The 26,360-nt window shown below is 61.2% G+C and carries 24 protein-coding genes, 1 tRNA gene and 2 pseudogenes; 13 read left to right on the top strand and 14 right to left on the bottom strand.

Features of this window, described 5'->3' with window-relative positions; all coding sequences use genetic code 11:
• Nucleotides 1-318 precede the first annotated feature (318 nt).
• Nucleotides 319-395, top strand: a tRNA-Pro gene (locus D1F64_RS06570).
• Nucleotides 396-473: 78 nt separating this feature from the next.
• Here D1F64_RS06570 and D1F64_RS06575 read toward each other — a convergent pair.
• From D1F64_RS06575 to D1F64_RS06595, 6 genes are all read right to left on the bottom strand, one after another.
• Nucleotides 474-1,328 (bottom strand): site-specific integrase, encoded by an 855-nt coding sequence (locus tag D1F64_RS06575; protein WP_162901354.1) that lies wholly within the window; start codon nt 1,326-1,328, stop codon nt 474-476.
• Complete coding sequence (locus D1F64_RS23165; protein WP_162901355.1) at nt 1,328-1,732, bottom strand: hypothetical protein; 405 nt, start codon at nt 1,730-1,732, stop codon at nt 1,328-1,330. The genes D1F64_RS06575 and D1F64_RS23165 overlap by 1 nt, the downstream gene beginning before the upstream one ends.
• 37 nt (nt 1,733-1,769) lie before the next feature.
• The gene (locus D1F64_RS06580) at nt 1,770-2,012 is read right to left on the bottom strand and encodes a hypothetical protein (RefSeq protein ID WP_117411775.1); all 243 of its coding nucleotides are present in this window, start codon (nt 2,010-2,012) and stop codon (nt 1,770-1,772) included.
• A gap of 4 nt (nt 2,013-2,016) precedes the next feature.
• Entirely contained in the window at nt 2,017-2,946 is a 930-nt protein-coding gene (locus D1F64_RS06585) for an ATP-binding protein (RefSeq protein ID WP_117411776.1), read from the bottom strand.
• Nucleotides 2,943-3,539, bottom strand: a complete 597-nt coding sequence (locus tag D1F64_RS25340; RefSeq protein WP_117411777.1) for a DUF2312 domain-containing protein — start codon at nt 3,537-3,539, stop codon at nt 2,943-2,945. Before D1F64_RS25340 ends, D1F64_RS06585 begins: the two co-directional genes overlap by 4 nt.
• A 1,014-nt stretch (nt 3,540-4,553) precedes the next feature.
• Nucleotides 4,554-5,102: a S24 family peptidase gene (locus tag D1F64_RS06595; protein ID WP_117411778.1), complete on the bottom strand. Its 549-nt coding sequence runs from the start codon at nt 5,100-5,102 to the stop codon at nt 4,554-4,556.
• A gap of 262 nt (nt 5,103-5,364) precedes the next feature.
• Here D1F64_RS06595 and D1F64_RS06600 point away from each other — a divergent pair, with 262 nt between their 5' ends.
• The 9 genes from D1F64_RS06600 to D1F64_RS06640 all read left to right on the top strand — a co-directional run bounded on the left by D1F64_RS06600 (nt 5,365) and on the right by D1F64_RS06640 (nt 11,958).
• Complete coding sequence (locus D1F64_RS06600; protein WP_248304644.1) at nt 5,365-5,637, top strand: hypothetical protein; 273 nt, start codon at nt 5,365-5,367, stop codon at nt 5,635-5,637.
• 82 nt (nt 5,638-5,719) lie between these two features.
• A complete protein-coding gene (locus tag D1F64_RS06605; protein ID WP_117411779.1) occupies nt 5,720-6,232 on the top strand; it encodes a hypothetical protein in 513 nt (170 codons plus the stop codon).
• Nucleotides 6,229-6,855 carry a hypothetical protein gene (locus D1F64_RS06610; protein WP_117411780.1) on the top strand — a complete coding sequence of 209 codons (627 nt, stop codon included), beginning with the start codon at nt 6,229-6,231 and terminating at the stop codon, nt 6,853-6,855. The genes D1F64_RS06605 and D1F64_RS06610 overlap by 4 nt, the downstream gene beginning before the upstream one ends.
• A 140-nt stretch (nt 6,856-6,995) precedes the next feature.
• Entirely contained in the window at nt 6,996-7,331 is a 336-nt protein-coding gene (locus tag D1F64_RS06615; RefSeq protein ID WP_162901356.1) for a hypothetical protein, read from the top strand.
• Complete coding sequence (locus tag D1F64_RS06620) at nt 7,321-7,731, top strand: hypothetical protein (RefSeq protein ID WP_117411782.1); 411 nt, start codon at nt 7,321-7,323, stop codon at nt 7,729-7,731. Before D1F64_RS06615 ends, D1F64_RS06620 begins: the two co-directional genes overlap by 11 nt.
• Entirely contained in the window at nt 7,725-7,967 is a 243-nt protein-coding gene (locus tag D1F64_RS06625) for a hypothetical protein (RefSeq protein ID WP_117411783.1), read from the top strand. The genes D1F64_RS06620 and D1F64_RS06625 overlap by 7 nt, the downstream gene beginning before the upstream one ends.
• Nucleotides 7,964-9,214 carry a CHC2 zinc finger domain-containing protein gene (locus tag D1F64_RS06630; protein ID WP_117411784.1) on the top strand — a complete coding sequence of 417 codons (1,251 nt, stop codon included), beginning with the start codon at nt 7,964-7,966 and terminating at the stop codon, nt 9,212-9,214. Before D1F64_RS06625 ends, D1F64_RS06630 begins: the two co-directional genes overlap by 4 nt.
• A complete protein-coding gene (locus tag D1F64_RS06635; protein WP_117411785.1) occupies nt 9,211-10,944 on the top strand; it encodes a phage/plasmid primase, P4 family in 1,734 nt (577 codons plus the stop codon). The genes D1F64_RS06630 and D1F64_RS06635 overlap by 4 nt, the downstream gene beginning before the upstream one ends.
• Nucleotides 10,945-11,295: 351 nt before the next feature.
• The gene (locus D1F64_RS06640; protein WP_117411786.1) at nt 11,296-11,958 is read left to right on the top strand and encodes a hypothetical protein; all 663 of its coding nucleotides are present in this window, start codon (nt 11,296-11,298) and stop codon (nt 11,956-11,958) included.
• 710 nt (nt 11,959-12,668) lie between these two features.
• Here the strand turns inward: D1F64_RS06640 and D1F64_RS06645 are convergent.
• The 7 genes and pseudogenes from D1F64_RS06645 to D1F64_RS24335 all read right to left on the bottom strand — a co-directional run.
• A complete protein-coding gene (locus D1F64_RS06645; RefSeq protein WP_248304645.1) occupies nt 12,669-14,918 on the bottom strand; it encodes a DEAD/DEAH box helicase in 2,250 nt (749 codons plus the stop codon).
• Nucleotides 14,863-16,179: an ATP-binding protein gene (locus D1F64_RS06650; protein ID WP_117411788.1), complete on the bottom strand. Its 1,317-nt coding sequence runs from the start codon at nt 16,177-16,179 to the stop codon at nt 14,863-14,865. The genes D1F64_RS06645 and D1F64_RS06650 overlap by 56 nt, the downstream gene beginning before the upstream one ends.
• Nucleotides 16,176-18,440, bottom strand: coding sequence for a TerB N-terminal domain-containing protein (locus D1F64_RS06655; RefSeq protein ID WP_162901357.1), 2,265 nt, complete (start codon nt 18,438-18,440; stop codon nt 16,176-16,178). Before D1F64_RS06655 ends, D1F64_RS06650 begins: the two co-directional genes overlap by 4 nt.
• A 55-nt stretch (nt 18,441-18,495) precedes the next feature.
• Nucleotides 18,496-18,882: pseudogene (locus D1F64_RS24330) on the bottom strand (transposase); the annotation flags it as partial.
• A 265-nt stretch (nt 18,883-19,147) separates the two neighbouring features.
• Nucleotides 19,148-20,983 carry a type II toxin-antitoxin system HipA family toxin gene (locus D1F64_RS06665; protein WP_117411791.1) on the bottom strand — a complete coding sequence of 612 codons (1,836 nt, stop codon included), beginning with the start codon at nt 20,981-20,983 and terminating at the stop codon, nt 19,148-19,150.
• Between the two features lie 189 nt (nt 20,984-21,172).
• Nucleotides 21,173-21,448: a hypothetical protein gene (locus D1F64_RS06670; protein ID WP_117411792.1), complete on the bottom strand. Its 276-nt coding sequence runs from the start codon at nt 21,446-21,448 to the stop codon at nt 21,173-21,175.
• A 26-nt stretch (nt 21,449-21,474) separates the two neighbouring features.
• A pseudogene (locus D1F64_RS24335) lies at nt 21,475-21,603 on the bottom strand (antirestriction protein); the annotation flags it as partial.
• Nucleotides 21,604-21,853: 250 nt separating this feature from the next.
• Between D1F64_RS24335 and D1F64_RS23175 the strand changes: the two are divergent.
• Both D1F64_RS23175 and D1F64_RS06675 read left to right on the top strand, forming a co-directional pair.
• The gene (locus D1F64_RS23175) at nt 21,854-22,486 is read left to right on the top strand and encodes a hypothetical protein (protein WP_162901360.1); all 633 of its coding nucleotides are present in this window, start codon (nt 21,854-21,856) and stop codon (nt 22,484-22,486) included.
• Nucleotides 22,487-22,943: 457 nt separating this feature from the next.
• On the top strand, nt 22,944-24,029 hold the full coding sequence (locus tag D1F64_RS06675; protein WP_117414474.1) for an IS3 family transposase: 1,086 nt from the start codon (nt 22,944-22,946) through the stop codon (nt 24,027-24,029).
• Nucleotides 24,030-24,274: 245 nt separating this feature from the next.
• Here D1F64_RS06675 and D1F64_RS06680 read toward each other — a convergent pair whose 3' ends face one another.
• Nucleotides 24,275-25,198 carry a LysR substrate-binding domain-containing protein gene (locus tag D1F64_RS06680; RefSeq protein ID WP_117411793.1) on the bottom strand — a complete coding sequence of 308 codons (924 nt, stop codon included), beginning with the start codon at nt 25,196-25,198 and terminating at the stop codon, nt 24,275-24,277.
• A 224-nt stretch (nt 25,199-25,422) separates the two neighbouring features.
• On the opposite strand from D1F64_RS06680, the gene D1F64_RS06685 reads away from it, so the two are divergent.
• On the top strand, nt 25,423-26,349 hold the full coding sequence (locus D1F64_RS06685) for a hypothetical protein (protein WP_117411794.1): 927 nt from the start codon (nt 25,423-25,425) through the stop codon (nt 26,347-26,349).
• The last annotated feature ends 11 nt before the right edge of the window (nt 26,350-26,360 follow it).

The following is a 26,360-nucleotide window of genomic DNA, read 5'->3' on the forward strand; positions in this document are numbered from 1 at the left end:
GCTGCAAACGTGGCCCGCAAGACGGATAAGGCCGGATCGGGGAGGCGGCGCACGACCATCAACAGCTTGGCGCCGATCCCCTGCCGCACGCCGCCAGGCGCGGGCGATGCCGCGCGGTTGGCGATGTCCCGGGGAGGATGTCTCGAGGAAAGAGGCCGGCTTCGCGCCGCGGACGGCGGTGGTGACCGGTTGCCCGGCCGCGCGCGGCGGCCGCGCGTTGGCACGTCATCCACAAGCACGGGCATTCGTCTGAAAAGACGCGCAAATCGCGCTTGCGGGCGTCAGCCGTCAACGCTATAAGTCCGCCACCAAGGCAGTCGGAGTGTAGCGCAGCCTGGTAGCGCACCTCGTTCGGGACGAGGGGGTCGCAAGTTCGAATCTTGCCACTCCGACCATTCTTTCCAATCACTTAGCATGTGAATCCCGATTCCCTGTCTTTGTGTCCGCCCAGAAACCGCCCGGAAACCCTGTTTCTAGCGCCCGCCCGGCCGCATTGAGATCGCCCGCGTAGCGCCCGATTGGTGATCGGAATGGTGGTGACCATAGGTGTCGGACAGCATTTTCGGTGACATGCCGAGGTATCCGGCCAATTCCCACACCTCCGATCCGTTCTGCATTCCCCACGTCGCGCAGGTGTGCCGCAGCGTGTGAGGGATCACTTCGATCCCAAGCCCTGCGTCCTTCCGGCTGTTCGCCCAGGCCTTGCGCAGCGAGGCCATCGGCTTGCCATCCCGGTGGATGACGTATTTCCCGATTCCATCGAGCCTTTTCCAGCGCCTGAGGTGCGGCAGCAGGCGTTCAGGAATGCGCACGGGCGGCCGGCGTTTGTTCGTTTCGATCGCTTCCAGACCGCGCCGATAGAAGACGCCGTGCTCCAGGTCTATCCATCCGCCTTCCGTGTTCGCCGTCCATTGCAGTGTCTTGATCGCATTCGATCTGGTGCCGGTGTAAAGGCCAATCAGGATAAACCTTGCGACATGATGATTGCCGCGCGCGCGCGCCGCAGCGATGAACCGCGCGGCCTCGCTCCTGGTCAGCCATCGTTCGCGCGGCGGCGATTTTGCCGGCAACTCGACGGTCGGCCGGAATGGCAACGTGAATTCCTTCACGTAGAAATTGATGGCCGCGCGAAAGGTCTCCAGTTCCCGGCGCGCAGTGGCGCTCTTGACCCCTTGGGCGATCCTCAGAGCCGCATAAGCCCGGCACGTCGAGCCCTTGACCTCGGATAGCGCCTTGGCCCCCCAGAACAGCTGCAATCGCGTCATGAAGTCGGCCTCCATGCTGGGATTGGCCAATTTCGGAACCCGCTCCTTGGCGTAGAACAGCATCACGTCCGCCCCTGTGATATCGGCACCACTTCGGCTGACGGGCGGCTCATATTTGTCGGCGAGGTATTCGGCGAACCGCTCTTCAGCCCCGCTAACATCTTCTTCAAAGCAGCCTGTGCGGACGTATCTCGATCCGTCTTTGATGACCCAGATTTTTCGGTCGCCGTCTTTCCTGAGTCGGAGCCTTGCTTCTTTTCTTGGACGCGGCATCGTGTTCTCATCTCCCGGATTGCCTCTGGCGTCGTGAAAAACCGCCGCCCGATTTTCTCAAGTTGCAAATTTCCGCGCTCGGCTTCGGCCATCAAGGTCGCCGACTTGATGGCGCCGCGGAACAGCACCTCGCAAGCTTCATCAAGCGTGATGGGCGTGTCGTCATCCCATGACGGCGCGGGCTGGGTGGTCATGATAATTCTGCCCCCTCCATGTTGGTGTTGCTGCCCATCAATTCGCATTCCCGTGGTCTGCAGCCGCCGCCTGGGCGCTGTAATGGGGTTTATGGTGGGTCACGTCCCACCGCGCGATTTCGGCGGCTGCTACGTCATCCCTGGCGCGATCGATGTCGACCGTCAGGAAGTCAGAGCCGTCGGCACCGAGGATGACGCCCATGCTCTCGTCGCAAAGCCGCAATGGAAGCTTGATGCTGCCGGGGCGTGGATCGCCCGCCGACGTCACGGAATTCGTCATGGGATCAATCTTCCGCTTTGTTGGCGACTTCCGGCGGCCAAGGGGTTGGTTGAAGCGCGGCGAGCACATCTGTGTCGCGCCAGAGTGGCGGCGGCTCATAGTCGGGGTGGGGCCGCGTCTGCGCCACGACCAGGCGGAAAGCTTCCGCCGCCGTTGCGGGCATGCGGCGCATCCTCCCGCCGATCACGATCTGGCGCTTGGCACCCTCCATCAGCTGGCGCAGCAGCGACGGCGCTGCGCCTTCGGACACTGCGGCGAGCAAGTCGAGCGCTGCCTCGTCGAACAGGAATGGCATGCCGTAGCGCTTGAGAATGGCGTAGCGGGCGTCCTCGTCCGGCAACGCCACATCAATCTGCATGCCGAACCTGCGCCAAAGCGCGGGGTCGAGCGTATCTGGTCGGTTCGTGGCGGCGATCAGAATGCCTGCGAAGGATTCAATTCGGCGCAGCAACACAGTCAGCATCGAATTGCGGGCGTTCTGTGCGCCGCCGCCGGAATCCGCCGCGCGTTTGGTGCCGACCGCATCGATCTCATCGAGAAAGACAATGCAGCGGCCTTTCGTCGTCGCGAGGACGTCGAAGAGGTCGGCCATGTTTCGCTCGCTGGCGCCCAGGTGCGCGTCGTAAAGCGTTTCTGGCCCGACGTTGACCATTGGCACGCCAAGCCGGGCGGACAGGTGGTGGGCGAGGGTTGTCTTTCCGCAGCCAGGCGGGCCGGACAGCAGCGCCGTGGTGCGCGGCTTCACGCCAACGGCAGAGAGTTCGCCAGCGGCGTTGATTTCCGTCAGCCACTCATAGATTGCGGCGCGCACGGCCGGGTGCAGGATGGGCTCTTCGGCATCACCGGGGGCCAGCACCTCGGCCTTTCCGCGCAATGCCGCGCGCAGCTTTTCCATGTCGGCCAGACCCGACTGCCGGCGCGTGGCGGCGCTCATTCGGGGGCCTCACCGTTGTCGCCAAACGGTCTTCTTTTCTTCGGTTTACGGCGTTTCCACGCATCGGGAATGTCCATGCCGTCAGATCCGGATTCCTGGCACCAGCCTTCGTCCCATGCTGCCCGGCGCGGGTCATCGGCCGTGTAAGGATTGTCGGTGATTTTTCGCCGGTCGCGCGCGCCCTGGCGGCCGCGCTCGCGGGCGTCCTCGACAGCATCGGGCGACATGGCGCCATCTTCATCGATGTCCGGTGCCATGTTGTCCGGGCGATCGTGTGTGGCTTCCGGCTCGCCGCCGGACATCCGTTTGCGCGCGGCGGCGCCAAGCGGTGTGCCACCGAGCATGCCGAGGGCGGCGAGGTAAAGGTCTGTGACGGCTTCAACTTCAAGGCGCGCTTCGCGATCGGCGTCGCTCTCCATGGATTCCTTGACGATGGCACGCAGCGCCTTGCGGTCGAAGCCGGTGCCTGCAGCCTCTTTGTAGACCTCCTTGATGTCGTCGGAGATCGCCTTTTTTTCTTCCTCAAGCCGCACGATACGGTCGCGGAAGGAGCGCAGCAGTTCGGCTGCCTGACCGCCTGAATTGGAATCCATCGTCAAAACCCTTTAGCGATCGCGTCGAGCCATAAACCGGCGCTGAGGAGAAGGGAAAGGAGGGCGCACAGGGCTGCCGCATCGCGTAGCGCGTTCATGAAAGTGTCCTCTGCCGCGACGGGTGGGATGCGGCTTGCAGGGGAGCGCCGTTCGCTGTGGCCGTCAGCCGCTCGATTTCTGAAGCGATATGACAGGCTGCGGCTTTTGTTGCCGTAGCCTCAGCCTGGCAGGCGACAAGGGTGCGATAAGAAGTGTCCGGCATACTGCTCTCCCTGACCGTTTGTCGTATTTCGGGGGAGACGATAATGCGGCTAATTTACCGCGTCAATAGTCTGAGGTAAATATACCTCTAGTCCGTAATTCATGCAGTCGAATTGCAGCTATGTTAAATGGTCGCCAAACATAGAGCCCGGCTCGCTCTCCTGAGTGCGCTGGTGTTTGGGCTCGCAAATGGCCGAAGGCAGCTTGTTATCGCGTATGAAATGTGTGGCCGTTGACCATTCGTGGCGTTGTCAGTGGCGTGGAGTGGCGGTGCTTTTGCGCAGGATCTGCCGCACTACGATTCTCAGAAGTATCGCCGGAAGTTGCCGATTTTCGGGGGCCTCATCGGAGGTGACAATTGGCGCATGCTTTGATCAGGAGCAGCCGGCCTATGACCAGTTAAAGCTGGGCTGGGACAGCATTCCGTCAGCGACGGCCGTCATCGCGATGATGTGGCTAGTTGTTCCGGAGACTCTTACTTCTGCTCGACGTTTGCTTGAAGGAGGAGATCCGCAAGGGCCTTGGCAATGCACCGCACAAGTTCAAGTTTTGAGCGGTGGCCTCAACGTCTTATCCTGATGCGCTAAAGTGTTTTGGAATTATACGAGAATGCCGCGATGCCAGTTGGGGAGGGCGCCTATGACGGCATCTTTGCGCTGCAAAGGCAATTGAAGCCCCGTGGCCAACTTGGCGGTGTGCGCCAGTTGCGGCGGTGAGTTAAGCAGTCTGAAGCCAGGGCCGCCTTATTGGCGATCATATGCCGAACAGCTCGTTGAGCGTCAACACGCGGTGCATCTTGACGATGCTCTCGGTTGGAATATCAATGGTCGCTGGCGGATTGATTTGTTCAACGGTGACCTTTCCGGCACTGCGCCGCACAAGGTTCTTGATATAGGCCTGCCCGGGATCGCCGTTCTCTTTCCGGGTCTGGATGATTATCGTGCACCCAGGCTGGACGGGGCGATGCGGATGGGCAAATCGCAATTCGCCGGCAGAGTGCTGCGGCGCCATCGAATCGCCCGCGACATAGATGGCATATATGTCCTTTGCGCCAGCGAGCGCGGGTGGGCGATGGACATAGTCGACCGGGCCATTGATGTCGAAACCCTCGAAATCCTCATGAATAGCCGAGCCTCGCGCCGTTCCCATGACCGGAATATCGCGCATCATGTCCGTTTGCGTTGGCGCAGTGGCGGCGCTCCTATCAACTTCGGGCGCTGATGACATTGATTCATCCGCCCCCTCGAGAAGCCACTCTTCGCTTGTTTTCAAAGCTTTGGCGATTTTTCGAAGTGTGTCCATGCGCGGGTTCTGGGCGCGCCCGGACAGGATATTGCGGAGTAGATCCGGATTTTGTCCAACTTCCAGCGACGCGGCGCGCGGGACATGTTGAGCGTCTGCAATCGCTCCTCAATTTTGGCGATAAGCCGTTCGTTTTTGTGGCCCGCAGGCCCGGGATTCGCCGTGGTTTTCATGGTGCGGTCATTCTGCCGCGAAACATAAGGCTTGTGTAAGCGGTAAAAATGCCTTGACGACGCGGTTAATAAGCCGCATATTTTGCCGCATGATGACATTGCGCACAAAACTTCTCCATATCGCTGACGCCTTTGCCGATACGCGACGATTGTCGCGCTCGCGGGTGTCCACGCTGTCACTCGATCAGGGTAGCAAGCTCGATCAGATCGCGAACGGCGCCGATATCTCGACTGGTCGCTATGAGCGAGCCATGTCCTGGTTCTCGAACAATTGGCCCGATGGCGCCGAATGGCCCGAGGAAGTTTCCCGCCCTCTGGTGGAAGCGCAGCCCCAATTTTCTGCTCAGGAGGGGTTGGCATGACCTCAGAAGTTTCGCCATTACATTCGCGTCTGTTGACGCAGGTGTCATCCCGCAACCCCGTCGCAAATGCGGAGGGTTCGGCATGAAGCTGGCGCGCGCTTCCACGGATCATCAGCGCAACGCGCTCAAGCTGGCGATGAAGCGCCAGATAAAAGCCTGCGCCGGGCAGGAATCCGCCGCATCGATCACGCGCGTCGGGCCGCAGACGCTGTCCGACTACGCCAATGCCGCCAACGATCGTTATCGCGACATTCAGTGCCCGGTCGACGTCTTGCTTGACCTGACGCTCGACGGCGGTCCTGTGGCGTTGGTCGAACTGTGCCGACTTTCCGGTGGTGTCTTTGTGCCGCTGCCGGCGGTGGGCGCCGGCTCCGATTGGGCTCGTGAGATTGGTGATGTGGCGCGCGAGGCCGGCCAAGCGGTGTCGCGGCTTTGCGAGGCCTTGTCCACCGGCGGCACGATCACCGTCGATGAGTCCCGAGACATGGATCTGAGGCGCGAGGTCAAGGAAGCGATCGAGGCGCTGGCCGCCGTCGACATGCACCTGCAGCATCTTGAAGAGACCGATGACAAACCGGCGAGGGCAGGGGCATGAATACGGCTGTTCAGTTTTTGGCGCATGTCTCCTTCGACGTGGATGCGGCCTTGCTGCGTGTCGACGACTGGTTTGCGGCGTCGCTGGCACGCATTGCGCAAGCGGCACTGGCGCCCGACGCTGTCCCTGGCCTCGACGCTGACCCTTACCTTGACGCTGGCCTCGATCCTGGCGAGGACGTGGATCTCGACGACCAGGTGGATCCCACCTGGGAGGCGCGGGCGCAGGCTGCCAACAATGCCTTGCTGGCGCGCTTGAGGCTGGCCCACGAGGTGACCTCAAATGGGGAGGCCGAGGCGATCCTGCGCTGGCTCGACACGATGTCGATCGGCGTTGATGTTCCGGCCTTTTGTGACCCGGGCTCACCAGTCGAGGCATTGATGGCCGGCGTCCAGGGCCGGCACCGCGTTTCCACCAGCGAGCTTTTCGGCCAGGACAAAACCCGGATGGTCGTCGATGCCCGCGACGCGTTGTTTCACGGGCTGCGGCACGAGCTGCAGTGGTCGGTGGGCCAAATTGCCCGCTGGTACAGCGCGCACCGCATTGGTGCGGCGGGGCAAACGGGGCGTGCAACCGTGCGCAAGGCCGTTGCGCGCCACGAAGGCAAGCGGGTGTCCGAATGAGGCCCCGCATTCTCTCTGACAAAACTGCGCCGCGTCGCGCACTTGAACGCAACGCGACTTCTGTCCTGGCGGGGCTTGCCGATCTCTATGCGGCCCATCCGGGCGGGATCACGGCTGCAGTCTTGATCGCGGCGCACGGATTGCACCTGCGTTCGGCCTCCACCGTTCTGATCGAACTGGTGGTCTCAAGACAGGTGGCGTTTCACGCGACGCCGCAAGGCTATGTCACGGCAGTTTGGCCCTTGGATGCATTGCCGCCGATGGGCGGCGATGAACGCACGTTTTTGCGTCTGGTCGCAACTGAGGCGCAAGCGGGCGCGGTCTCCATCGATCGCCTGGCGACCGTGAGCGCGATGTCGCGCTCGGTCACGGCGGTTCTGGCCAGCCGGCTCGCCGTCAAAGGCGTGCTGAGCCTTGTGGAGACCCGGTCCGGGCGCACCGTCCAAATCACCGAGCGGTATCGCGATGCGCGGTGAACCCTTCATCGGCGCGCATGCGGTCCGGCTGGAAACAGGTGCGGAATACGTGCGGCTTTGCCTGCCGCGCGACGGCACCGGGCCGCGGCTCGACCGCACCGAGATTGAGCGCTTGCGGGGCTTGCTCACAAAGGCCGAGGCCGAACTGGACAGTCTGCCGGACGACGGCCAGCGGTACGTTGTGCAAATCCTGGGGAACCATGGTGAGCGCCGAATTTTTGATCCGCTTCGCCGAGTTGCTGGAGGCCCGCCCATGATCCGCTGGCTGCGATACGTCCTGCTGACGGACTTCGTTCATTTTCTGGCTGCGGGCTGGGTCGTCGCGGACGATCTGCACGGCACACATCACGGCGCCTGGTCGATCCTGATGGAATGGAAGGGGGAGGGCGAGCCATGCTGACGAGTTTCGAAGAAGGCGCCCTTGCCATGGCGATGGAGCGTGCCCGCAGGCGGTGGGAGCGAACCGACGCGGAAGCCGATTACACCAATTTTCTGGAAGCGGAAAACCGCTGGATGAAGTGCCGGCTAGGACAACTCTGTGCGGCCGTCGCACGGCGCCAGCGCGGCGAGGTGGCCACGAGTGCGTCGCGGGAGAAAGCTCCGAGACAGACGCGGATTGCGGGGCGGTGGCAATGACCTTCTCGGCGTCAGAACTCGATCGCATCAAGGCGATCCCGATCTCGCAAACCGTCGGTCGCGATGTGAGCTGGGATGCGTCCAAGTCCAATGTCTCCGCGGGCGATCATTGGGCGTGCTGCCCGTTCCATGCGGAGCGCACGGCAAGCTTCCATGTCGATGACCGGCGCGGCACCTATAAGTGCTTTGGCTGCGGTGCGGCCGGCGACGGCATTCGATACCTCATGGAACGGCACGGGCTGTCTTTTGTCGAAGCCGTCGAGCTGCTTGGCGGGCGTGCGGATGCGCCGCCACCGGACCCGGCAGAAGAGGTGCTGCGGCAAGCGGATCGCGCGGCGCGCCAGGTGGCGAGCGAGAAAGCCGAGAACGCGTTTCGCGAGAAAGAGCGGCGCAAGGCCTATCGGATCTGGAAAGCGGGGCGCGGCTTCGTCACCTCGCCGGGCAATCTTCTCTATTTCCACGGACGCGGCCTCAGTGCGCCGGAAGACGCGCCGCTGCGCTATCTGCACGAGTGTCCCTATTGGCTGCCGCCTTTGAAGAAAGGCGAGAGGCCGGTGCTGATCTATTCCGGCCCGGCGATGCTGGCCGCGATCACGGGTCCTGACGGACGGTTCCTCGGCGTGCATATGACGTGGTTCGACAAGGACCGACCCGGCGCAAAACTCTCCCTCGCGCATCCGGTCACCGGCGAGGATCTGCCGGCCAAGAAAATCCGCGGCTCGAAGAAACGCGGCTGGATCCTGCTGCATGACCCGCGTCGCTATGGTCAGGCTTTTCAGCGGCTGGTGATCGGCGAGGGGATCGAGACGGTGCGCTCGGTGTGGCAGGCGGAGCTGCGCGTACGCGGGCAGGCGCGGCTCACCACGACCGGCTATGCGGCCTCGGTCGACCTGCAGCACCTGGGCGGCAAGGCGGTGGCCACGGTGAAGCATCCGACCATGACCGTGACGACCAGCACCGGCCAGCTGCGCGCCTCACGGGTGCCGGGACCGGAGCCTCATCCCAACGACGAGCGGGCGCTCATGCTTCCTGAGACGATCATTGAGGCCCTGATGCTGGGCGATGGCGACAGCGATCGTTTCACGGCCGAACAGGTCCACATGCGGGCGGCACGGCGCTGGATGCAACCGGGCCGCACGATCCGCAGTGCCTGGGCGGATGATGATGAGGATTTTAACGATCCATTGCGCAGGCCGGCGGCGTCGACCAAGCGCGCGGATGTTTACAGCGGACCAGGGGCGCCATGAGCGATGACCATGAAGCCTATGGTGCAATCGTCTCGCGCATTGATGCGGCCGAGGCCTATGACTTTGGCCCAACGGATGGCGGCGATGACACCGCCCCTCCGTCACCCCCCGCAAGCGAAAGCCATGAGGGCGGCAGTGGACCTGTCAATGAGGCCATTCTCGGTCTTTGCGCCGCGGAACCGGAAACCGATATCGGCAACGGGCGCCGGTTCCTGCATTGGAATCGCGATGGCGTGCTCTACGTCGCGCGCATCGGCTGGCATGTCTATGACGGCATGCGCTGGGCGGAAGATGTCGAGGGGCGTTTGATCCGGCCGCTGGCGCACCAGGTGGTCGAGCGTATCGTGCTGGAAGCGCGGTTGATCGATGCAGCACCCTTCGAGGCAAAGGCGATCGAGGCGGCCAAGGAGGCTGCGGACGCGCTGACACGCAGCGAGGACAAGGCGGCGGACGCGGGCTTGAAGCGGATCGTTGCTGAGGGTGCGGACGCGGAAAAGGCGCTGAAGGGGCGCAAGTCCGGGCGCCGGCGTTACGGCAAGACGTCAGGGTCCAGCGGCAAGCTCGACAACATGCTGCGCGAGGGCGCGCCCTATGTCAGCTGGACGGTTTCTGATCTCGACGCGGACCCTTTGGCGATCAATTGCCAGAACGGCACGATCCGGCTTGTGCAGGGGCTTCATCCGACGGTTCCCGACGCATGGGGTGTCCAGGCGTCGGAGCACAATCGGCGCGATCTGATATCCAAACTGATGCCGGTCGACCACAGCCCCGGCGCGTCGGCGCCCTTGTTCCATGAGTTTCTTGAACGGGTGCAGCCGAACCAGACGATCCGGAAATTTCTGCAGCGCTATTTTGGGTATTGCCTGACGGCGCTGACGACCGAACAGGTGTTCGCCTTCTTCTACGGCGAGGGCCGCAACGGCAAGTCGACGCTGGTCGATCTGGTGTCGCGCATCCTGGGTGATTATTCCACGACAGTGCCCTTTGAAACACTGGCCGGTGACGAGCGCCGCAAGGGCGGCGAGGCGACCCCGGACCTGGCCCGGCTGCCCGGCGCGCGCATGGTGCGGGCCTCGGAGCCGGAGCAAGGCATGAAGCTGCGCGAAAGCGTGGTCAAGGCACTGACGGGCGGCGAGCCCATTCTGATCCGGCGGCTGCACGCGGAATTCAATGAAGTCTATCCGACCTTCAAGCTGGTGATCTCGGGCAACCACAAGCCGGATGTGCGTGGTACCGACGACGGGATTTGGCGCCGGGTGCTGCTGGTACCGTGGGAGATCCAGATCCCGCGCGAGGACGTTGACCAGGGGCTGCCGGACAAGCTGTGGGCGGAACGTGCCGGCGTCCTCAACTGGATGATCGAGGGCGCGCTCGACTATCTGACCTATGGGCTGGAGGTGCCCGACGAAGTGCGCGCCGCGACCGACAGCTATCGCGAGGAAAGCGACCCTGTCGGGGCATTCATCGCGGCGGCGTGTGATATCACCGGCGACCCGAACGACGTGATGACGCCGGGCGCGCTCTACACCGCTTACAAGATATTTTGTGACCAGGCCGCGTTCAATCACTGGACCGCCTCGACCTTCAATCGGCAGCTGCCACGCAAGGCCTCAAAGCTCGGCTTCGCCAAGGCCAAGACGAACGGCAACACCGTCTATCGCGGCATTCGTCTCAGGAGCGATTTTGGCTCCGCTCCGATCCCCTCTTACACCCCCGACGGCCGCGAGTGAGCGGGCAATGCGCCCAAATCAGGGGCGCTGGGGGCGCAAGCGGATGCCCCGTCGCCTTGCTGCCCTTGGGAAGTACGAAGGGAAACAAGGGCTTCGGACGCTAGGGACGCTAGGGACGCAAATTGCGGGTACGCGCGTGAGACTTGAAAGCGGGGTCTGGGGGAAATGCAATTCTCTCTCTCATGCGTTTCTTCACTTTCATCATCCCTACCTTCCCTAGATCATCGAGAATAGACAAAATAACTATATAAATCAGAATGTTAAGATAGGGAAGTAAGGCCATTATGGCGTCTTTTGTTGCGTCCCCATCGTCCCCAGCGTCCCTAATGTGAACAGAAGGTGGTTCCGGCTATGAAATCAATCGATATCGAGGATCTGGTGCATTGGGCGTTGCGTGATCAGGCGGTCGGGCATGATCTGTCGGAAGGTGGCTTTGGGCCGGAGGGGCTGCGGTCGAGCTGGCACAGTGTGGAGACGATCCTGCAGCTGGGCACCAGGGTCGACACGTTCGGGCGCGCGAACGGGAAGGGCACCATGCACCCGGACGCGGTGCTGGTCGGCGAGGCCTTGCGCGGGATGGACGAGCACGAGCGTCGGCTTGTTCTGGGCTACGGCATGGCGGGCACACGGCCGGATTGGGATTATGAGCCGGAACTGCGCCCCTTTATCGGGGCCAACGGCAAGCCGGAGGTGGTCAAGCGGGTGGAGCGGGGGCAACGGGGATTACGCGACGTGCCGCATCGCTGCGATCTGGAGTTGCGCCCATCGCTGGAAGTCGTGGCCCACGCCTGGTCGATCTATCGCGACTGGCGGTTTGCCCTGGCATTCCTTGCAGCCCTGCTGCGGCCGCGATTGACGAGCCATGCGGTCACCGGACCACGCGCGCCGTTTGAGCCATGGCTCGGCATGGGGATCTCCGATCTGATCGAGGAACTCATGGAACAGGGGCAGGGTGCTGGCCGGCAAGGCACCGTCTCGGTGCGTGAAGGTCATGCGGTCAGCATCGCGAGTTGAGGCCTCTGGGGGCAAAAGGCCAGCCCGCTAAACTCAGCGGTTGAGGCGCTAAAGAACCGGCAGGGGTGCCATGCCCGCGCCGGTGGTCTCATCGGGCGGTCCTGCCGCGACAGGGCTGGCGAGGGGATCAGGACCGCCACGCGAAGCACCCCTTGCCGGTCCTGCCGGTCCGTGTGGCCCCCGACAGGAGGCAGGGTGGCCACCGCAGCCTCAACCGGGGCTGTATCGGTCAAAGCGCGGCGAGGGCAGGCGGGCCCCCCGGATTTAGGGACCGTATCCGCCCAAACCACCTGCGGGGGCGCGGCCGCGCAGGATCTCGCCAGTCTGACACGAAACGCAAAGCCTAAAGAGCTAAAGTGCCGGGCTAAATAGCGTGGCCTGCTGCCGGCACATGGGCGGTTTGTCTCAAACACTGATCGACCGTTTGGAAGGCTGGCGCCGCAAAACGCTCCGGTGCGGCTTGCCCCGCACTGTGATCGACCGGGGTATCTTTCCATGGACCTGTCGGCCGCCCGGGAGCGCTTCGCGGCCTGAAACATCCGATGGTTGGCGAGCTAAAATTCGCGTTCCTACGTCGTGGTCGCGCCAATCTGGCTATTCTTGGCTGCGCTCAGCGGATTGTCTTTCCGATGCTCCGGATTGGCGTGGCTCTCGATGTTTCGACCCGACGTACAATCGGCGGTTTCGCAGATGCGACAGCAGCTCTGCTTTCATGACAACATCGCTGATGCGATTGCAGGCAACGTTGCCGCCAGCGCTTTCCGTTCGCTCGCCCAAAGGCGCCGCAGCACGGAAGATGGCGCGTATTCGTCGTACTTGGCGTCGCCCAGATTTTCGATGAAATCCGCGAGCGCCTCCGCCGTGGGCGTGGGGCTCGCCGCCATGTGCTCGAGCAGCCGTCGCGCCTCGTCGCAATCCGTGTCGCCAAGGGTTATGCCGGCCTCGTGCGGCCACGCTTTCACGCCAGCGGTTTGAAAATACAGGGCAAGAAGCTCGTTCGCCTTGCTTCCGCGCCACGTGAAGAGGTGGGTGCTGTCGTCCTCGGGGATTGCGTTCGTTCGGTTCAGGCGCAGGTCCCGGTATGCCTCTCGCGCCTCAGTCAGCATCTGGCCGGCGATTGTGTCCAGATAGGCCGGTATTTCATCGTCAAGCAAGACCCGTTGCATTTCCTCGATCAATCGATCATGGGCCTGCTCCGCGGGACTGTTTTCGAACAGCGGCACCTTCGCGGCCCTGTGTTGCGCGACCTGCAGCACCTTGCCGTGGTCGTCGACCGTCTCGACGCGCCAGCGGCGCCCGGCGAACAGAAGGATCGATCCCGGGCCGAGTTTGTTGAAGATCGGGATCGTGCCGAGAAAGCGATCGCCGGCGACGAGCCGCCATTCCTGGTCTGTGGGAAAGATGGCGTAGAAGTCGCGTGCCGTCGTCAGCTGTTCGCCCTGGGGCCCAAGCATGATCGTGCCGTCAGGTGCTTGCTCAAGCAGCGGCTCATCGAGCGATGCCATGTGGCGCAGTAAGGTGGCGTAGTCCCCGGGCGCAAGCGCCGAGAGCGGTCCGGACCCACAGATTGCGCGATAGAGTGCATCTGCCCGCGCACCGCCGCACTCAGCGATGATCGACAGGGTTTGGTGCAGTGCGACCGTGACGATGGCCGGATCGGGCTCCGGCGGCTCGATAAAGCGCGCCTGCAAGAGCCGTATCGCGGCCACGGCCTGTACAAGGTCGAACCTCAGGCGGTCGAGTGGGCCGCTTTCGGGCACCAGGTAGGGCCCGCGAATGTAGATCCGCAGGATAGCCGGGACCCCTTTGCGCCGGCCGCTGCGGCCGAGCCGTTGCTTCAGCGAGGCGAGCGAGCGTGGCGCGCCGATCTGTGCAACCGATTTGACCGAGCCTAGATCGATGCCGAGTTCCAATGTCGTGCTGGCAACCGCCGTGGTTGGCAAAGAGCCCAGTTTGAGCCGCGCCTCAACCTCGTGGCGCGCTTCCTTGGAGAGGCTGCCGTGATGGGCGAAGAACTCGTTGGGAGTCCCATGGCGCTCGGCTCGTCGTTGAAGCCGATCAGTCATCGTCTCGACCATCTTGCGCGACCCGCCGAAGATGAGATTGTTGCTGCCGCGCAGCGTCGCGAACATGTGGTCGCCGATCTCATCGAGTGCCCGTGCAGGCGGTTGTTCGTTCTCGACGAGGTCGAAGAAATCGACGTCCGCGGGCTCCACGTAGCCGCGGATCTGTAGCTTGAGTTCCGGCGTTCCGGACGTGGCCTCGATGATCTGGACGTCGGCGGTGGCCTCCCAGTTCAGCCAGCGTGCCGCGATGGTGAGATCGCCGATCGTGGCGGACAGGCCGATCCGGCGGGCGCGCTTGTCCGCGAACGCATCGATCCGGCGCAGCAGGCTCGCCAGATGCAGGCCGCGCGGGCCTTGCAGGAAGGCGTGCAACTCGTCGATCACGATGAAATCCAACGCGCCGAAGAGACACCGCACGGCGTCGGGCTTCCGGACGAACAAGGCCTCGATCGATTCCGGCGTGATCAGCGCGATGCCGGAGGGGTTGCGCAGCACCTTCGTCTTGGCGCCCGAGGGAGCATCCCCGTGCCAGCGAACGACGGGAATGTCGAGGCGATCGCACAAGGGCTCCAGCCGGCGGAACTGGTCGTTGATCAACGCCTTCAGCGGGCCGATATAGAGCGCGGAAAGGCCGCCTCCCTCGTGGTTGGCGATCCGCGTCAGGACCGGCAAAAAGGCTGCTTCCGTCTTGCCCGCGGCCGTCGCGGCGGTGACCAGGACGTCGTCCGTTCCTTCCAGAACGGCGTGGATCGTCTTCTCCTGCATATCACGCAGCTCCGACCAGTTCTGCTCCCAGATCCAACGGCGGATCTCCGGGTGCAGCCGGTCGAAGGCGGCCTCAGAGACGGAGGGAGGCAAGGTCGTCATCCGCGCCGTAACTCGCGTCGCCTTCATCCTCGGCGCCGTCATCTATGTCTGCGGTGAGCTGGACTTCTCCCAGCAACGTCCGCCAATTTGTTCCCGGGTTCTGGTCCAGGACGGCCAGCAACTGGACGAAGGCCTTGATGGTGGAACGCGGGGTGCGGAAATAGGCCTCCCCGATACGCTGGTTGCAGTAATCCATGAATGCTGCCAGCGCCTCATCCGGCACGAGATGCTTTTCCGGATCGCCGAGGGCAAATACCTTGCGGATGTTGCCGAGCAGCACGAGCAGCTCTTCCGGCGTCAGGCTCTGGAGGCGGATGACGGGGCCGGTGAAATCGACCAGTCCGCCGCGCGCGAAGGCGTTTTCCGCTAGGCGCGATTGCAGAGCCGGGTAGCTGTACAGACCCCGGCGCGAATCCATCAGAAATTCAGGCGTGCCACCGAACAGGAAACCGAGGCCCGAGACACCGCCTTGCAGCACGTCGTTCAGCATGGCGAGAATTTGCTCGAAGTTCTGGTTTCTCGCCTGTGCGCTCTGCAGCTTGTAGAGGTTCACCATCTCGTCGAACACCACGAGAAGCCCCGAATATCCGGCTTGCCGAACGAAGGCCGCCAGCAGCTTCAATCCTCCATAGACATCCGCATCGTCGATGATCGTGCGGACACCAAGCGCCTGGCGCGCTTCCGTCTTGGTCGAATATTCACCGCGCAGCCAACGCAGGGCGGCGCCTTTCAGGATCTCGTCGTCACCCTCGCTGCCGCGCCAATAGGCCTTGAGCACGGTGGCGAAATCGTAGCCGCCGACCAGATCCTGCAGATGCGCCAACCGTTCATCGATTGTCTGCTCCACAGACGAACCGAGATGCTCGCTCTCACGCGCGCACTCGGTGACGAATTTCTCAACCACACTGGCCAGTGCCCCGCCGTCCGGCTTGGTGCGGGTTGCCATATTGCGTACGGCTTCGGCGTAGAGGCCACGTGCCTGGCCTCCGGTTGCATGAATGCGCCGATCGGGAGCAAGATCGGCATGGATCGTCACCAGCTTGCGTTCGAGCGCGATGAGGCGTGTCAGGTTGAGGAAGAAGGTCTTGCCGGCCCCATATTCGCCGATGATGAAACGAAGCGCTGCGCCGCCCTCGGCAATCCGGTCGATGTCGCGCACGAGAGCCGAGATCTCGCCGACGCGGCCGACCTGAATGTGCTGGAGACCCGCGCGGGGCACAACGCCCGCGGCCAGCGCCTGGAGGATCGTATCCTGGTCCTTGCCGCGGATCGGCTTGTGCGTGCTCATAGCTCCATCTCCCTCTTTTCCCGACACACGTCTTCCAGCAGCGGCCGCAGATGGGCGATGACCGCGAGTTCGTCCTCATCCTCAAGAATGGGCTCGTCGTAGATCTCGAAGCCCCATTCGTTGATCGTCTCGATGGCGCCGTCCGGTAGAACCCGCAACTGCTTTGCGCGGAACTCGAATGCCGACCGATCCACACGTTCCTCGTTGAGCAGAAACAGCAACAGATTGCCGTGTTCGCTGTCGAGGCCGTTGAAGGGGGACGGGCCGACATTCGCGCGTGAGCGGGACCGCGCGGCCGGGCGGTCGTCTTCGACGAAGATATTGGCCAGTAGGCTGGATACGGCGCTGGTCTCGGACACGATGCGGGCGAGCCGTGCCCTGTCGATTTCCACCCCAGGCTTTTCGGCCGTTCGGGGCCGGGGAATGGTATGGCCGCGCTCGGATGTCTCAGGCAGGACCGTCACAGGTTCATCCGCGGTGACGGTACCGCTGTGAAGGGCGCTGTAAAGCTCGTCCCGGGGAAGGCCGAGCGACTTCCATAGCTTTTCGATGAAGACGACTTCCGAGCGCGAGACGTGGCCGTCGGCGAGGACGACGGCGACCGCCGCTTGTGCAACGCGATGCCGGTCCGCGTCGCTGAGGTTGCCGATTCCCTTCATCAAGGCGCGGCTGTTGGCAGTCCCGGCCAGGAGTGCGCTAGCATAGGCGAGAAGGCGGACGCGCTCCATGGCGCCGAGGTCCGGAATTGCCCGGATTTCCTCCTGCAACGCCGCCACTTCACTGGCATCCACCGTTCCGTCCGCCAGGGCGGCAAGCGCGTTGATCTCCACCACGGTCCGCGCGGCCCGGAACGGGGCGCTCCCGCTGTCGACAGCTCCCGCACTGGACGCGCGGAAGAAGACGATTGTTCCATCAGCGGGTGGGGATATCGCGCCGTAGCGCCGGTCCGGCTCAAAGCCGATGTCCAGCCTGTCGAGTGCCGCGCCCAGCCTGTTCAGATGAGCGGCAGGCACTTTGCCTTCCGGTGGCGCGTCCAGCCCAATTGTCTCGCAGAGCCGGGCGAGCGCAAGCCTGCCGGTCTTGCGATATCCCAACTCATCCGTAAGTTTTCCGGCCAGAGCCTTGAGCGGATTGTGGTCCTCGGCCTTCAGCAAGGCGTTGGGAAGCAGGACCGCGGCTTCCGTCTCATATGCCGCGCCGGGGCGCTTGCCTATGAAGCGGCTGTAGCTCTCCAGTTCGCTCGTGCAGGTCTCGGCGATTGCTTTGAGCCCTTTCAACGGCCCTGTCAGCGCCGCGATGTCGGGCAGCGCTTCGGCCCCGGTCAGATTTGCCGTAAATGTGCCGCTCGCGGCCCTGTAGCCGATATTCTTCAGAGTCCGCTTCGGTGTGCGGACCGCGAGCCCGTCAGGGTGGCGTTCGCGGAAGCGGATGCGCCACAAGGGGCGGAACAGATCGAAGCACCGTTTCGCGGGTGTCCGCAGACGTGTGTCGGGAGACGAGACGAGCCAGAGGAGACAATCGTCCGCGTCGAAAGTGTGGCCGTTGTCGAGGCGGGTGCCGAGATAGAGCCGTGCCGGCAAGGGGAATTCATAGCCGTAGCCGGAGCGAGGCCTGGCGTCGATGTCGGGCCTCGTATCGAGAGTGCCGGTGATCGAATGCGCGAATTCGAGGAACTGCGTCGCATAGCGATTGAATGAATCGTTCTCGCCATAGATCAACAGGAGCCGACGAACCTCAGCGATGAGTAATGCGTTATCACTGGGCGCGTCATCGAGGAAGAACCGGCGCTCGAGCCCATAAAAATAGAGGAAGACGTATCCGATGTAGGTCGCCGGATCGTCGCGATCGGAGGCGAGCCACGTGAGGTAACTGCGCCGAGCGTTTGGGTGGACCTCGCTGTAAGAGGGCCAATACGGCATGGTGTCGCCGCTGTGATCAGTGTCGTTGCCGACAGTCAAATGCGGGTTCACCAGCGCCTTGTCAGGCCCGGAATGGTCGGGCGCGCCGAGGAGCGAACCCAAATAGAAGTTGCCGTCTGTAATCCGAATTCCGGCGATGACGACCAGTTGGCCCGGCACGATCCAGCGTGCAACTGCTCTTCCTGCCTCCTGGCGAGCCGACGTTGGCTCGCCTCGCCACCGCTCCTGCGGAACCGGATGTTGATCCGGTTCCGTGGAGGAGGCTGTGTCTTCTGCTCGCTTGCGCCGTCCGAAAAAGTAAATCATCCCGAAAATTCCGAAACGTATCAAAATAAACGCCAATCCACTGCTTCCAAGTTCATGAAAATGACGCAACGTACAATGGCATGAAGCCGATCGGAATGGAAAGAGAGGTGAACTTCGGCTCCACCGGGCTGGCCGCACCGAAGGCCGTATCATCGAGCGGCTCCAGATATTCCCTGACCGCTCGCGGGGCAATAGAAGGATCAATCTTGTCAGGCGCCCACTCCAATTGCGGCGCGGAGTTCTGCCAGTTGGTGTCCGCCTGGATCAGACTCGTGTCGGCGGCAAGGCGCTGCCCGCTCACCAGCCCTTTCTCGATTCAACGCGCCACGACCGTTTTGAAGACGTGCTCCAGTAGGTCGCTGTTGTGGAACCGCCCATGCCTGTTTTTTGAAATGGTGGAGTGGTCCGGCGTCGGATTGTTCAGATCGAGACGGTGGAACCAGCGGTTGCCCAGATTGAGATGAACCTCTTCGCATAGCCACTCAATTAAGGACCGTTTCGCGCCGCCACATCGGCCGTTCGTCGGTGCTCGGTCCAATCTGCAATGCTGCCGTTCGTTGCGAACCGAACAAACGCCCACAAAGGGCGGAAATCGGTCGTTCGCTGCGGGCCGAACAAACGGCCGGATTGGGGCCGTGAGGGGAATGGCGGCTTCTGGAAAAAGAGGCAGGGAAGTGGACGTGCCGTATTTGCTTCGATCACCCACGTGAAGTTCGATTCACTCGGAAGGATAAGGTCCAACATCATTTGAATTCGCCGATGCGCTCACGACAGATTGCGAGCATCTGCTCGGCTTTGCCGGCAATGTCTTCGTCTATGCGGGCGACATCCGGAATGGTGACCGCGTCAACGCCCGCACGCAGTCCTGAAAGCAATTCTTCGATCGCCTGGTTCGCTACCGTGGCAGTCAGGCCGGCCGTCGCTGCCATCTTAAGGAAGTCAGCGCGGCGCAGGCGATTATCCTTGCCGTTTATCTTCAGGGCCATGCGGTCATGCTCAAGGCCGGGAAAGACGACCGTGGTGACGGCATCATACAGCGGCGCGAGCCCCACGGTCTCAAAGCTGCGTGCGTCCGGCTGCGCGATCTTGAGCAGCGCGAGATTTTTGAGGTGCATGTCTCCGTCCGCAATGAGCCAGGCGAATAATGCGCGTTTAAGCACCAGCAGCAGATCGGCTTCGGGATTGGTCGAGAGCGGTCTGACGGCGCGGGCGATACGCTCTACCGTGCCGTCATATTTGGCGTCGGGGGGAAGATCGAGGACCGAGCACAAATCTTCGAGCACGAGACGCCGCGTGTCATCCGTCGAAGTGCGAATATCGAAGCGCTCGACGATCAGTGCCGGTGGCATGCCGTCCGGCATAACGGTCAACGCCGTCGACGGCGCGTCGAGCCCGGCATGGCGGCCAAGCGCCATGGCGAGAAACTCGATCACCGGCAGCGCCTGAAAGCCGCTGGTCCCGGCAGGTTTGAGTATGTGCGTAAAAGGCAGGCCGGTACTGGGAACAAGTTTCCCGTCTTCACTGAGGAACATCGGCGCCTTGATCTGGACGCCGGACAGACGCGGTGTGTCGGCGCTGGCGTAAAGGCGCGCGAGCTTTTCTTCGAAGCTCTGCTCGATGTCGCCGCGGCTTGGGCCGGCATAGGTGCCGGTGAACATGCCGCCGGTTTTGAAGTCGTCCAGACGACTGACCAGAACATCTGCGGGCAAGGCGTCAAGATCGGCAGCCTTGGTGCTGATCGTTATATTTGACATGTAGCGCTTGCCCGAGCGCAGAACGGCGCGCTCGTCACTTTCCTTGAGGACACGCTCCAGCCACCCTTCGGGCAAAAGAGATAGAATGAAGGGCGGCAGCTTGCCGGGAACGCGCTGTTGAATCAGCGCCAGATCGAACCCTTTGTCTGGCTTCCAGCGCCATTCAAAGCCGTCATACAAGAGATGCCCGATGTGGGTCCCATGCCAGGCGACGATGAAATCGAGTGCCGCCTCATTGCGAACCTCAATCTCAGCTGGCGTATGGAGAAGATAGCGCTCGGCCTGCTCCCCTTCGCGATACCATTTGTTTTCACGGGCCAGCGCCCAGAGTGCATCAGCGGCTGCTTTGGGATCGCCATACTCGGCAACCAGCCGCTGCGCGATGTCGGCGCGCATCGCTTCATCAATAGAGGCAGCGTGTTCGCTGCGCAGCCGGAAGGCTTCGAGAAAGCGCTGACGAATGGACGAGACGTTGGTTCGGAACTCTCCTAGCCCGTCATCGATGGTGGCGCTGGCAACAGCCGGGTGATCGGGTGCAGCATTTTGGATGATTTCCAGGGTCCTGATCCGGGTGCGCTGGTTGCGCGGCCCGCTGATAAAGAGCCGGCCATCGCGCGTCGGCGCGAGCAGAACGGCACTGGCGGCCGAGAGATAGGCCCGCGGATAGAGATAGCGGGCGATCCGGATCGCATGCCTGAGCACACTGGCATCGGCATCGGCGTCGGCATCGACATAGATGCCGCGCATGAGCTGCACGATCTTGCCGGTTTCGGCCTGATAGTGGGCACGGGTTTTGTCGAGGTTTTCGCCGACGAGATAGAGCAATTTTCTAACTTTCGCGTATTTTACCTACGGGATAGTTATAATTTTTCACATCAGATGTCAAGAATTTCTAACTTTCGCGTATTTCATGCACGCAAAGGTTAGAATGTCGCCACCGTCCCTCCCCACCGGTCGGGACCAAGGGGCCGTGCAACGGTACCGGGGGCTTGCGCCCCACCGCAGCTACAATGCCTACACCATCGGCACCATCATCGCCGCCATGGCGCCCATGACGCCGACGTCGGCGCCGACGATGATGACGAAGATGATGACGAAGATGACTATGATGATCACCACCATGGCGATCATCATGATCATGCGCAGCCAATCAGCGTAGCGCGGCAACCGCTCCTTGAGCAGCGCGACCAATTGGGGCTGCATGAATTCGTATTTATCGGGAATACCGGGCGTGACGACCGGTGTGTCGCCGAGCGCCTTCCTGATCTTGTTGCGATTGTGATTTTCCATCGCATAGGTTCTATCCGCCAAGACTTCCTTAGGCCGTGCAGGTAGTCGACAGCTCGCTGCGCATGTACGGCGGGCGTGAAGACCGCCCGCTTGTCGTTTTTCGGGACCTGAAGCCACGATCCGCTATAGGCGGCCTGATCGTTCCGGCCCTCGATCCGCGCCTTGCTCGAGCTTCTTTCGCCCAGCGGCGAGCGGCTGCTTTCAGGATCAGATCAAGAGCAGCTCAATGACCGGGACTGGGGGCGCGAAGCTGCCATGTTTGCAGAAGTGACGAGGGGCAACTATGTGGCCGAAATTGCACTTTGCCAAGCCCCACAAAATAGCTAAAATTCCAGATGAAATATTACATCCATCACGAGAGCATCTCGTTGGTAACATCTCATTTCCCGTTGAAGGTTTACCAAAATGAGTTTCACATTCGAGATCATTTCATCAATATTTTTACTACCAAAATTGCTATTCGATATCGTAATTAGCCCTCGGAAAGTAAGTCTCCTTGCCGTAGCTGAGGATGCAAAGGCTTGGGATAAGAGCTATTCCACCTTCGCTATATTGGTCGTGCTTTCAGTATTATTTTTCGGCTTAAGTTTGCTTGAAAATACACCGGCACTAAACAGTGGGGATATGGGGATCGAATTTCCTAAAATCTTTGGATTCTCAGGCAGACTTGGAGCGCCTACATTTTGGGCAATGTGCATTCTCGCAGTATTTTACCTATTAATATCAATTTCTTGGCTATTATTTAGTTCTCGATCTTTTAATCGCGAAAATGTGACGTACGCATTGCGTATTTCAGTATTAGTTTGCTTCGTCTTTCTTACTTTTGATTTAGTCGAAGATCTATTTTTTGCGTTTCGGTTGCCTGCATATTCACTTGGATCAATATTCCACGACACCACCCAAAATTGGCAACTTAGATTGACGAGTTGGAAGTTCTGGGTAGGAAGACTGGTTTTGTTATGGGCCTTGTTTTTATTTTTCGCCATGTTTGTGTGGAGTGTATTAGAAGCGCGCTATCAAAATTCGAATGAACATTAGGTTCAATCGCAAAACTGATCCGTTTTGCGGTGTAAAACTCCGGCCCATTGCGGCCGTTCACACGTCTCTTTGCGAACGGCTGCAATGGGCCGGTAGCGGTCACCGCCGGCCAACATCTCACAACTGTTTATGCTGGCGACCACGCGTTAGCGGAAGGACAGGAATCGGCTCCATAGCGGTCGTCGAGGAGAAATTCCTGACACGACCACTTTGCGTCCCCATCCCGGTCGTTCAACGTTCGATTTGTCGATGTCTGCTTCGAGCCCATCTCCGACGTTCATGCTTGTCGCAGCGAGTGCAGTCACAGCAATTAGAGTTGAGTCGTAGCGGATTATGAGGCCCGACCTGCTGCTGCGGTGCAGCTTCTCCAAAGCAGCCGTTGGTGCGGGGGTAATCCCCCGATCTTAGGGGGATACGGAAGTAGAATTTTCTCGGCAGGATGAACGAGGAGATTCCGATGAAGAAGACACGATTTACCGAAGCGCAGATCATGGGCGTGCTGCGCCAGATGGAGGGCGGTGTTCCTGCTGCCGAGCTGTGCCGCGCGCACGGCATGAGCAGTGCGACGCTTTACAAGTGGCGGGCGAAGTATGGCGGCATGGATGCGAGCCTGATTTCCGAGATGAAGGCCATGGCCGAGGAGAACCGTCGCCTGAAGCGCATGTATGCCGATGTCAGCATGCAGAATGACCTTCTGAAGGAGGCCTCGGAAAAAATGATCCGGCCAGCTCGGCGCCGAGAGTTGGCCGTGAAGGCGGTGGCGATGAAGGGCGTCAGCATTGCGCTGGCGTGTCGGACCTTCGAGGTCAGCGAGACGTGCTATCGATACAGCCCGAAGCTGGACGATGAGAACGAGCAGATCGCCGATCTTCTGCTCGGGCTGACAACAGCAAGGAAGACCTGGGGCTTCGGCCTGTGCTTCCTGTATTTGCGCAACGTCCAAGGGCATGGCTGGAACCACAAGCGGGTCTACCGGATCTACCGCGAGCTGGAACTGAACCTGCGGATCAAGCCGCGCAAGCGTCTGAAGCGGGACAAGCCTGAAGCCTTGGCGGTGCCGGAAGGCGTAAACGAGGTTTGGTCGATGGATTTCATGGCTGATAGGCTCGGCGACGGTCGTCAGTTCCGGCTGCTGAACGTGCTGGACGACTTCAACCGTGAAGGCCTAGGCATCGAGATCGACTTCTCTCTTCCCGCCGAACGCGTGGTCCGGGCGCTAAACCAGATCATCGAATGGCGCGGCGCGCCGAAGACGATCAGGGTCGACAACGGCCCGGAATACATCAGCGGCACATTGATGGAATGGGCTGAGCACAATGGCATCACGCTGGCCCACATCCAGCCCGGAAAGCCGCAGCAGAACGCTTATGTCGAGCGCTACAACCGGACGGTCCGGCACGAATGGCTGGACCTCCATATCTTCGAAACCATCGACGAGGTGCAGAAGATTGCCACCGAGTGGCTGTGGTCCTACAACAACGAACGCCCCAACATGGGCAACGGCGGGATGACACCCGTCCAGAAACTGAAGATGGCCGCGTAAATTCTACTTCTGCGCCCCGTTAAAACGGGGAGGATTACCATTACCCGTGCTTTCCGCGGCATTAGCAGTTGCGACAAGCGGATCGCGCAGGTTTCCTCACCGCCGTTGCCATCTTTAGAAACCCATGTGAGGGCTCAGCAAGGCCGCTTTGATTTCTGCAAAGAGTTATCTGGCGCTTCGGTGGCACACTGGCTGTGCAGCGAGACCGGATTAAGAGAGTCGGGTCTCAGGTCAGAGGACATTTGTCATTGAGAGCATAGGCCGCATGCGATTTCGGCCTTCGCCAACGCAAGTTTCGTTATAAGGGTCTTCTCGAACTCGCGGACGAGCCTTGGCTGCGAGCCGGATTTTGCGGAGACGACGGTCGTCACGAAGGGAAGGTCATGAGAAAACGGCCTGATCACCAGTCCCCTGTCGAGATATTCCAGAGCGGTTATCGGGTTCACAATCGCCGCGCCCATCCCGCAGGCTACCAAGGCGCAGGCTCCGGCAGATGTCTCCGCCTCCAGCGTCCTGGACGGGTAGACATTCTCGGAGGCAAGAAGATTATCAAGACGGATGCGATACGGGTCGAAGGCCGACAGCAGGATCAGGTTCTGCCCTGACAGATGCTGTGGCCTGATCACTTCCTCCTCTACCAGCGGATGGGAGCGCTGCAGTAAGACGACCTCGCTCATGGTCGTGTACCGGTGAACCGAAAGGTTGGGATCATCCACCTCGTAGGCAGCAATGCCGATGTCGATGAGGCCCTTGTGCACCGCTGAATGCACCTCCTTCGACAGCAAGGACTGGACTGAGACGGAGAGGGCAGGATCCCTCTCCATCAGCCTCGAGATAGCGTCGGCAAGAAACATGTTTGAGAATGCCGGCAGGCAGGCAATGCGGATGTGCTTTGTTTCACGCTTCCTGATAGCCTCGGCCGTCCTGCGGATGTCGTTCATGCCGCGGTAGGACTCTTCGATCACCGCCGACAGCTCCGCTGCCGCAGCGGTCGGGAGGAAACCTCCTTTAGAGCGGTCGAACAACCGCAGCCCCGTCGCGTCTTCCAGCTGCTTGATGGAACGACTGACGGAGGGTTGAGATGTGTTGAGAATACTCGCCGCACCCGTCGCTGTTCCCATCGCCAAGACTGCGGAAAAGGCTTCGATCTGGGTCGTCGTCAACTTCATCGCTTATCCATATCACAAATGAATGGAAGACGTGAACATCTCTATTTGATCTCTGTGAATCTCGGTAGATATGGTCATGACCGTAGGGGTAACTTCTACCTATTTGTTAGTATGGGCTGCCCGCGCGATAGGCGGGGAGCGTGTTTCTACAATTATCTGCTGCGGTATGGTGCCATGCATTTTCATGAGCGTGTGCCGCGCTGCAACGCAATCCGGGTGCGAGCATGCGGCAGATGGTGAATTTCGAGAGATTGGATCTCCATAGCTGGCTGTGGCAGGGGGTCGGCCATTGCTCGGGGCACTTCGGGGAACTGCTGCAAGGGCGGTTTAGCGATGGCCAGGGAGGCAGCTTCAGGGGTTTGGTGACGCTGTCGTGCCGGAGCGTCGGCTCGACTGCTCGCGCGATCATCTTTCCCGGGGATGGCAACATCGAGGCGCCCCGCGGCCTGAGCAAGGTGGCACGGGCCGCAGAAACATACCGCAACCTCCACCATGTGCCGCGTGATCAAGATTTCCGGATCGACATCGTCAGTAGCATCCCACCTGGCATCGGAATGGGCTCATCAACTGCCGATATCGTTGCCACCGTCCGCGCCTTGGATCAGGCATGCGGACACCTGACGGGCATGGATGATCTCGTCGCGCTCGTGCTCAGCGTCGAGGACGCGTGCGATTCCACGATGCTGGATCACAACGTAAGGCTTTTCGCGCAGCGCGATGGCAAGGTCAGGGAGGATTTCGGCGTCAGGCTTCCGCCCTTCTACGTCCTTGGCGTCAACATGATGCCTGGCGAAGTCTTCGTTACCGATGACATGCCTCCGGCCGAATACTCCGCTGCCGAAATCGGCCACTTCGACGAGCTCCTGCAACGCCTGAGACTTGCAGTCCGCGACGGCGACGTCCGCTCCGTGGCGGCGATCGCCACGGAAAGCGCCATGATCAACGAGCGGAAATACCCAAAGAGCAATATTGAGCACCTGCTGGTACTCCGGAAGACGGTGAGTGCGTCGGGTATCTGCATTTCTCACTCGGGAACGATCGCAGGACTAATTTTTCCCCTTGATGCTCTCCCCCTCCAATCCAGCCTAAATGAAGCCTCATCGGAAATCACGTCATGGGGCAGCCGCTATCTCGGTCTTTACAGAATCTGACATCGGAAAGT

Origin of the sequence: Breoghania sp. L-A4, from assembly GCF_003432385.1 — a bacterium.
Classification (GTDB): Bacteria; Pseudomonadota; Alphaproteobacteria; order Rhizobiales; family Stappiaceae; genus Breoghania.

Excerpts from the sequence above, each read along its gene's own strand:
- D1F64_RS06630 (WP_117411784.1), top strand. The coding sequence starts at position 7,964 with ATGACCTTCTCGGCGTCAGAACTCGATCGCATCAAGGCGATCCCGATC.
- D1F64_RS06645 (WP_248304645.1), bottom strand. The coding sequence starts at position 14,918 with ATGAAGGCGACGCGAGTTACGGCGCGGATGACGACCTTGCCTCCCTCC.
- D1F64_RS06605 (WP_117411779.1), top strand. The coding sequence starts at position 5,720 with ATGAAGCTGGCGCGCGCTTCCACGGATCATCAGCGCAACGCGCTCAAG.
- D1F64_RS06685 (WP_117411794.1), top strand. The coding sequence starts at position 25,423 with ATGCGGCAGATGGTGAATTTCGAGAGATTGGATCTCCATAGCTGGCTG.
- D1F64_RS06625 (WP_117411783.1), top strand. The coding sequence starts at position 7,725 with ATGCTGACGAGTTTCGAAGAAGGCGCCCTTGCCATGGCGATGGAGCGT.
- D1F64_RS06620 (WP_117411782.1), top strand. The coding sequence starts at position 7,321 with ATGCGCGGTGAACCCTTCATCGGCGCGCATGCGGTCCGGCTGGAAACA.
- D1F64_RS06600 (WP_248304644.1), top strand. The coding sequence starts at position 5,365 with ATGATGACATTGCGCACAAAACTTCTCCATATCGCTGACGCCTTTGCC.
- D1F64_RS06585 (WP_117411776.1), bottom strand. The coding sequence starts at position 2,946 with ATGAGCGCCGCCACGCGCCGGCAGTCGGGTCTGGCCGACATGGAAAAG.
- D1F64_RS23175 (WP_162901360.1), top strand. The coding sequence starts at position 21,854 with ATGAGTTTCACATTCGAGATCATTTCATCAATATTTTTACTACCAAAA.
- D1F64_RS23165 (WP_162901355.1), bottom strand. The coding sequence starts at position 1,732 with ATGACCACCCAGCCCGCGCCGTCATGGGATGACGACACGCCCATCACG.
- D1F64_RS06650 (WP_117411788.1), bottom strand. The coding sequence starts at position 16,179 with ATGAGCACGCACAAGCCGATCCGCGGCAAGGACCAGGATACGATCCTC.
- D1F64_RS06575 (WP_162901354.1), bottom strand. The coding sequence starts at position 1,328 with ATGCTGTTCTACGCCAAGGAGCGGGTTCCGAAATTGGCCAATCCCAGC.
- D1F64_RS06680 (WP_117411793.1), bottom strand. The coding sequence starts at position 25,198 with ATGAAGTTGACGACGACCCAGATCGAAGCCTTTTCCGCAGTCTTGGCG.
- D1F64_RS06640 (WP_117411786.1), top strand. The coding sequence starts at position 11,296 with ATGAAATCAATCGATATCGAGGATCTGGTGCATTGGGCGTTGCGTGAT.
- D1F64_RS06595 (WP_117411778.1), bottom strand. The coding sequence starts at position 5,102 with ATGGACACACTTCGAAAAATCGCCAAAGCTTTGAAAACAAGCGAAGAG.
- D1F64_RS06675 (WP_117414474.1), top strand. The coding sequence starts at position 22,944 with ATGAAGAAGACACGATTTACCGAAGCGCAGATCATGGGCGTGCTGCGC.
- D1F64_RS06635 (WP_117411785.1), top strand. The coding sequence starts at position 9,211 with ATGAGCGATGACCATGAAGCCTATGGTGCAATCGTCTCGCGCATTGAT.
- D1F64_RS06580 (WP_117411775.1), bottom strand. The coding sequence starts at position 2,012 with ATGACGAATTCCGTGACGTCGGCGGGCGATCCACGCCCCGGCAGCATC.
- D1F64_RS06610 (WP_117411780.1), top strand. The coding sequence starts at position 6,229 with ATGAATACGGCTGTTCAGTTTTTGGCGCATGTCTCCTTCGACGTGGAT.
- D1F64_RS25340 (WP_117411777.1), bottom strand. The coding sequence starts at position 3,539 with ATGGATTCCAATTCAGGCGGTCAGGCAGCCGAACTGCTGCGCTCCTTC.
- D1F64_RS06670 (WP_117411792.1), bottom strand. The coding sequence starts at position 21,448 with ATGGAAAATCACAATCGCAACAAGATCAGGAAGGCGCTCGGCGACACA.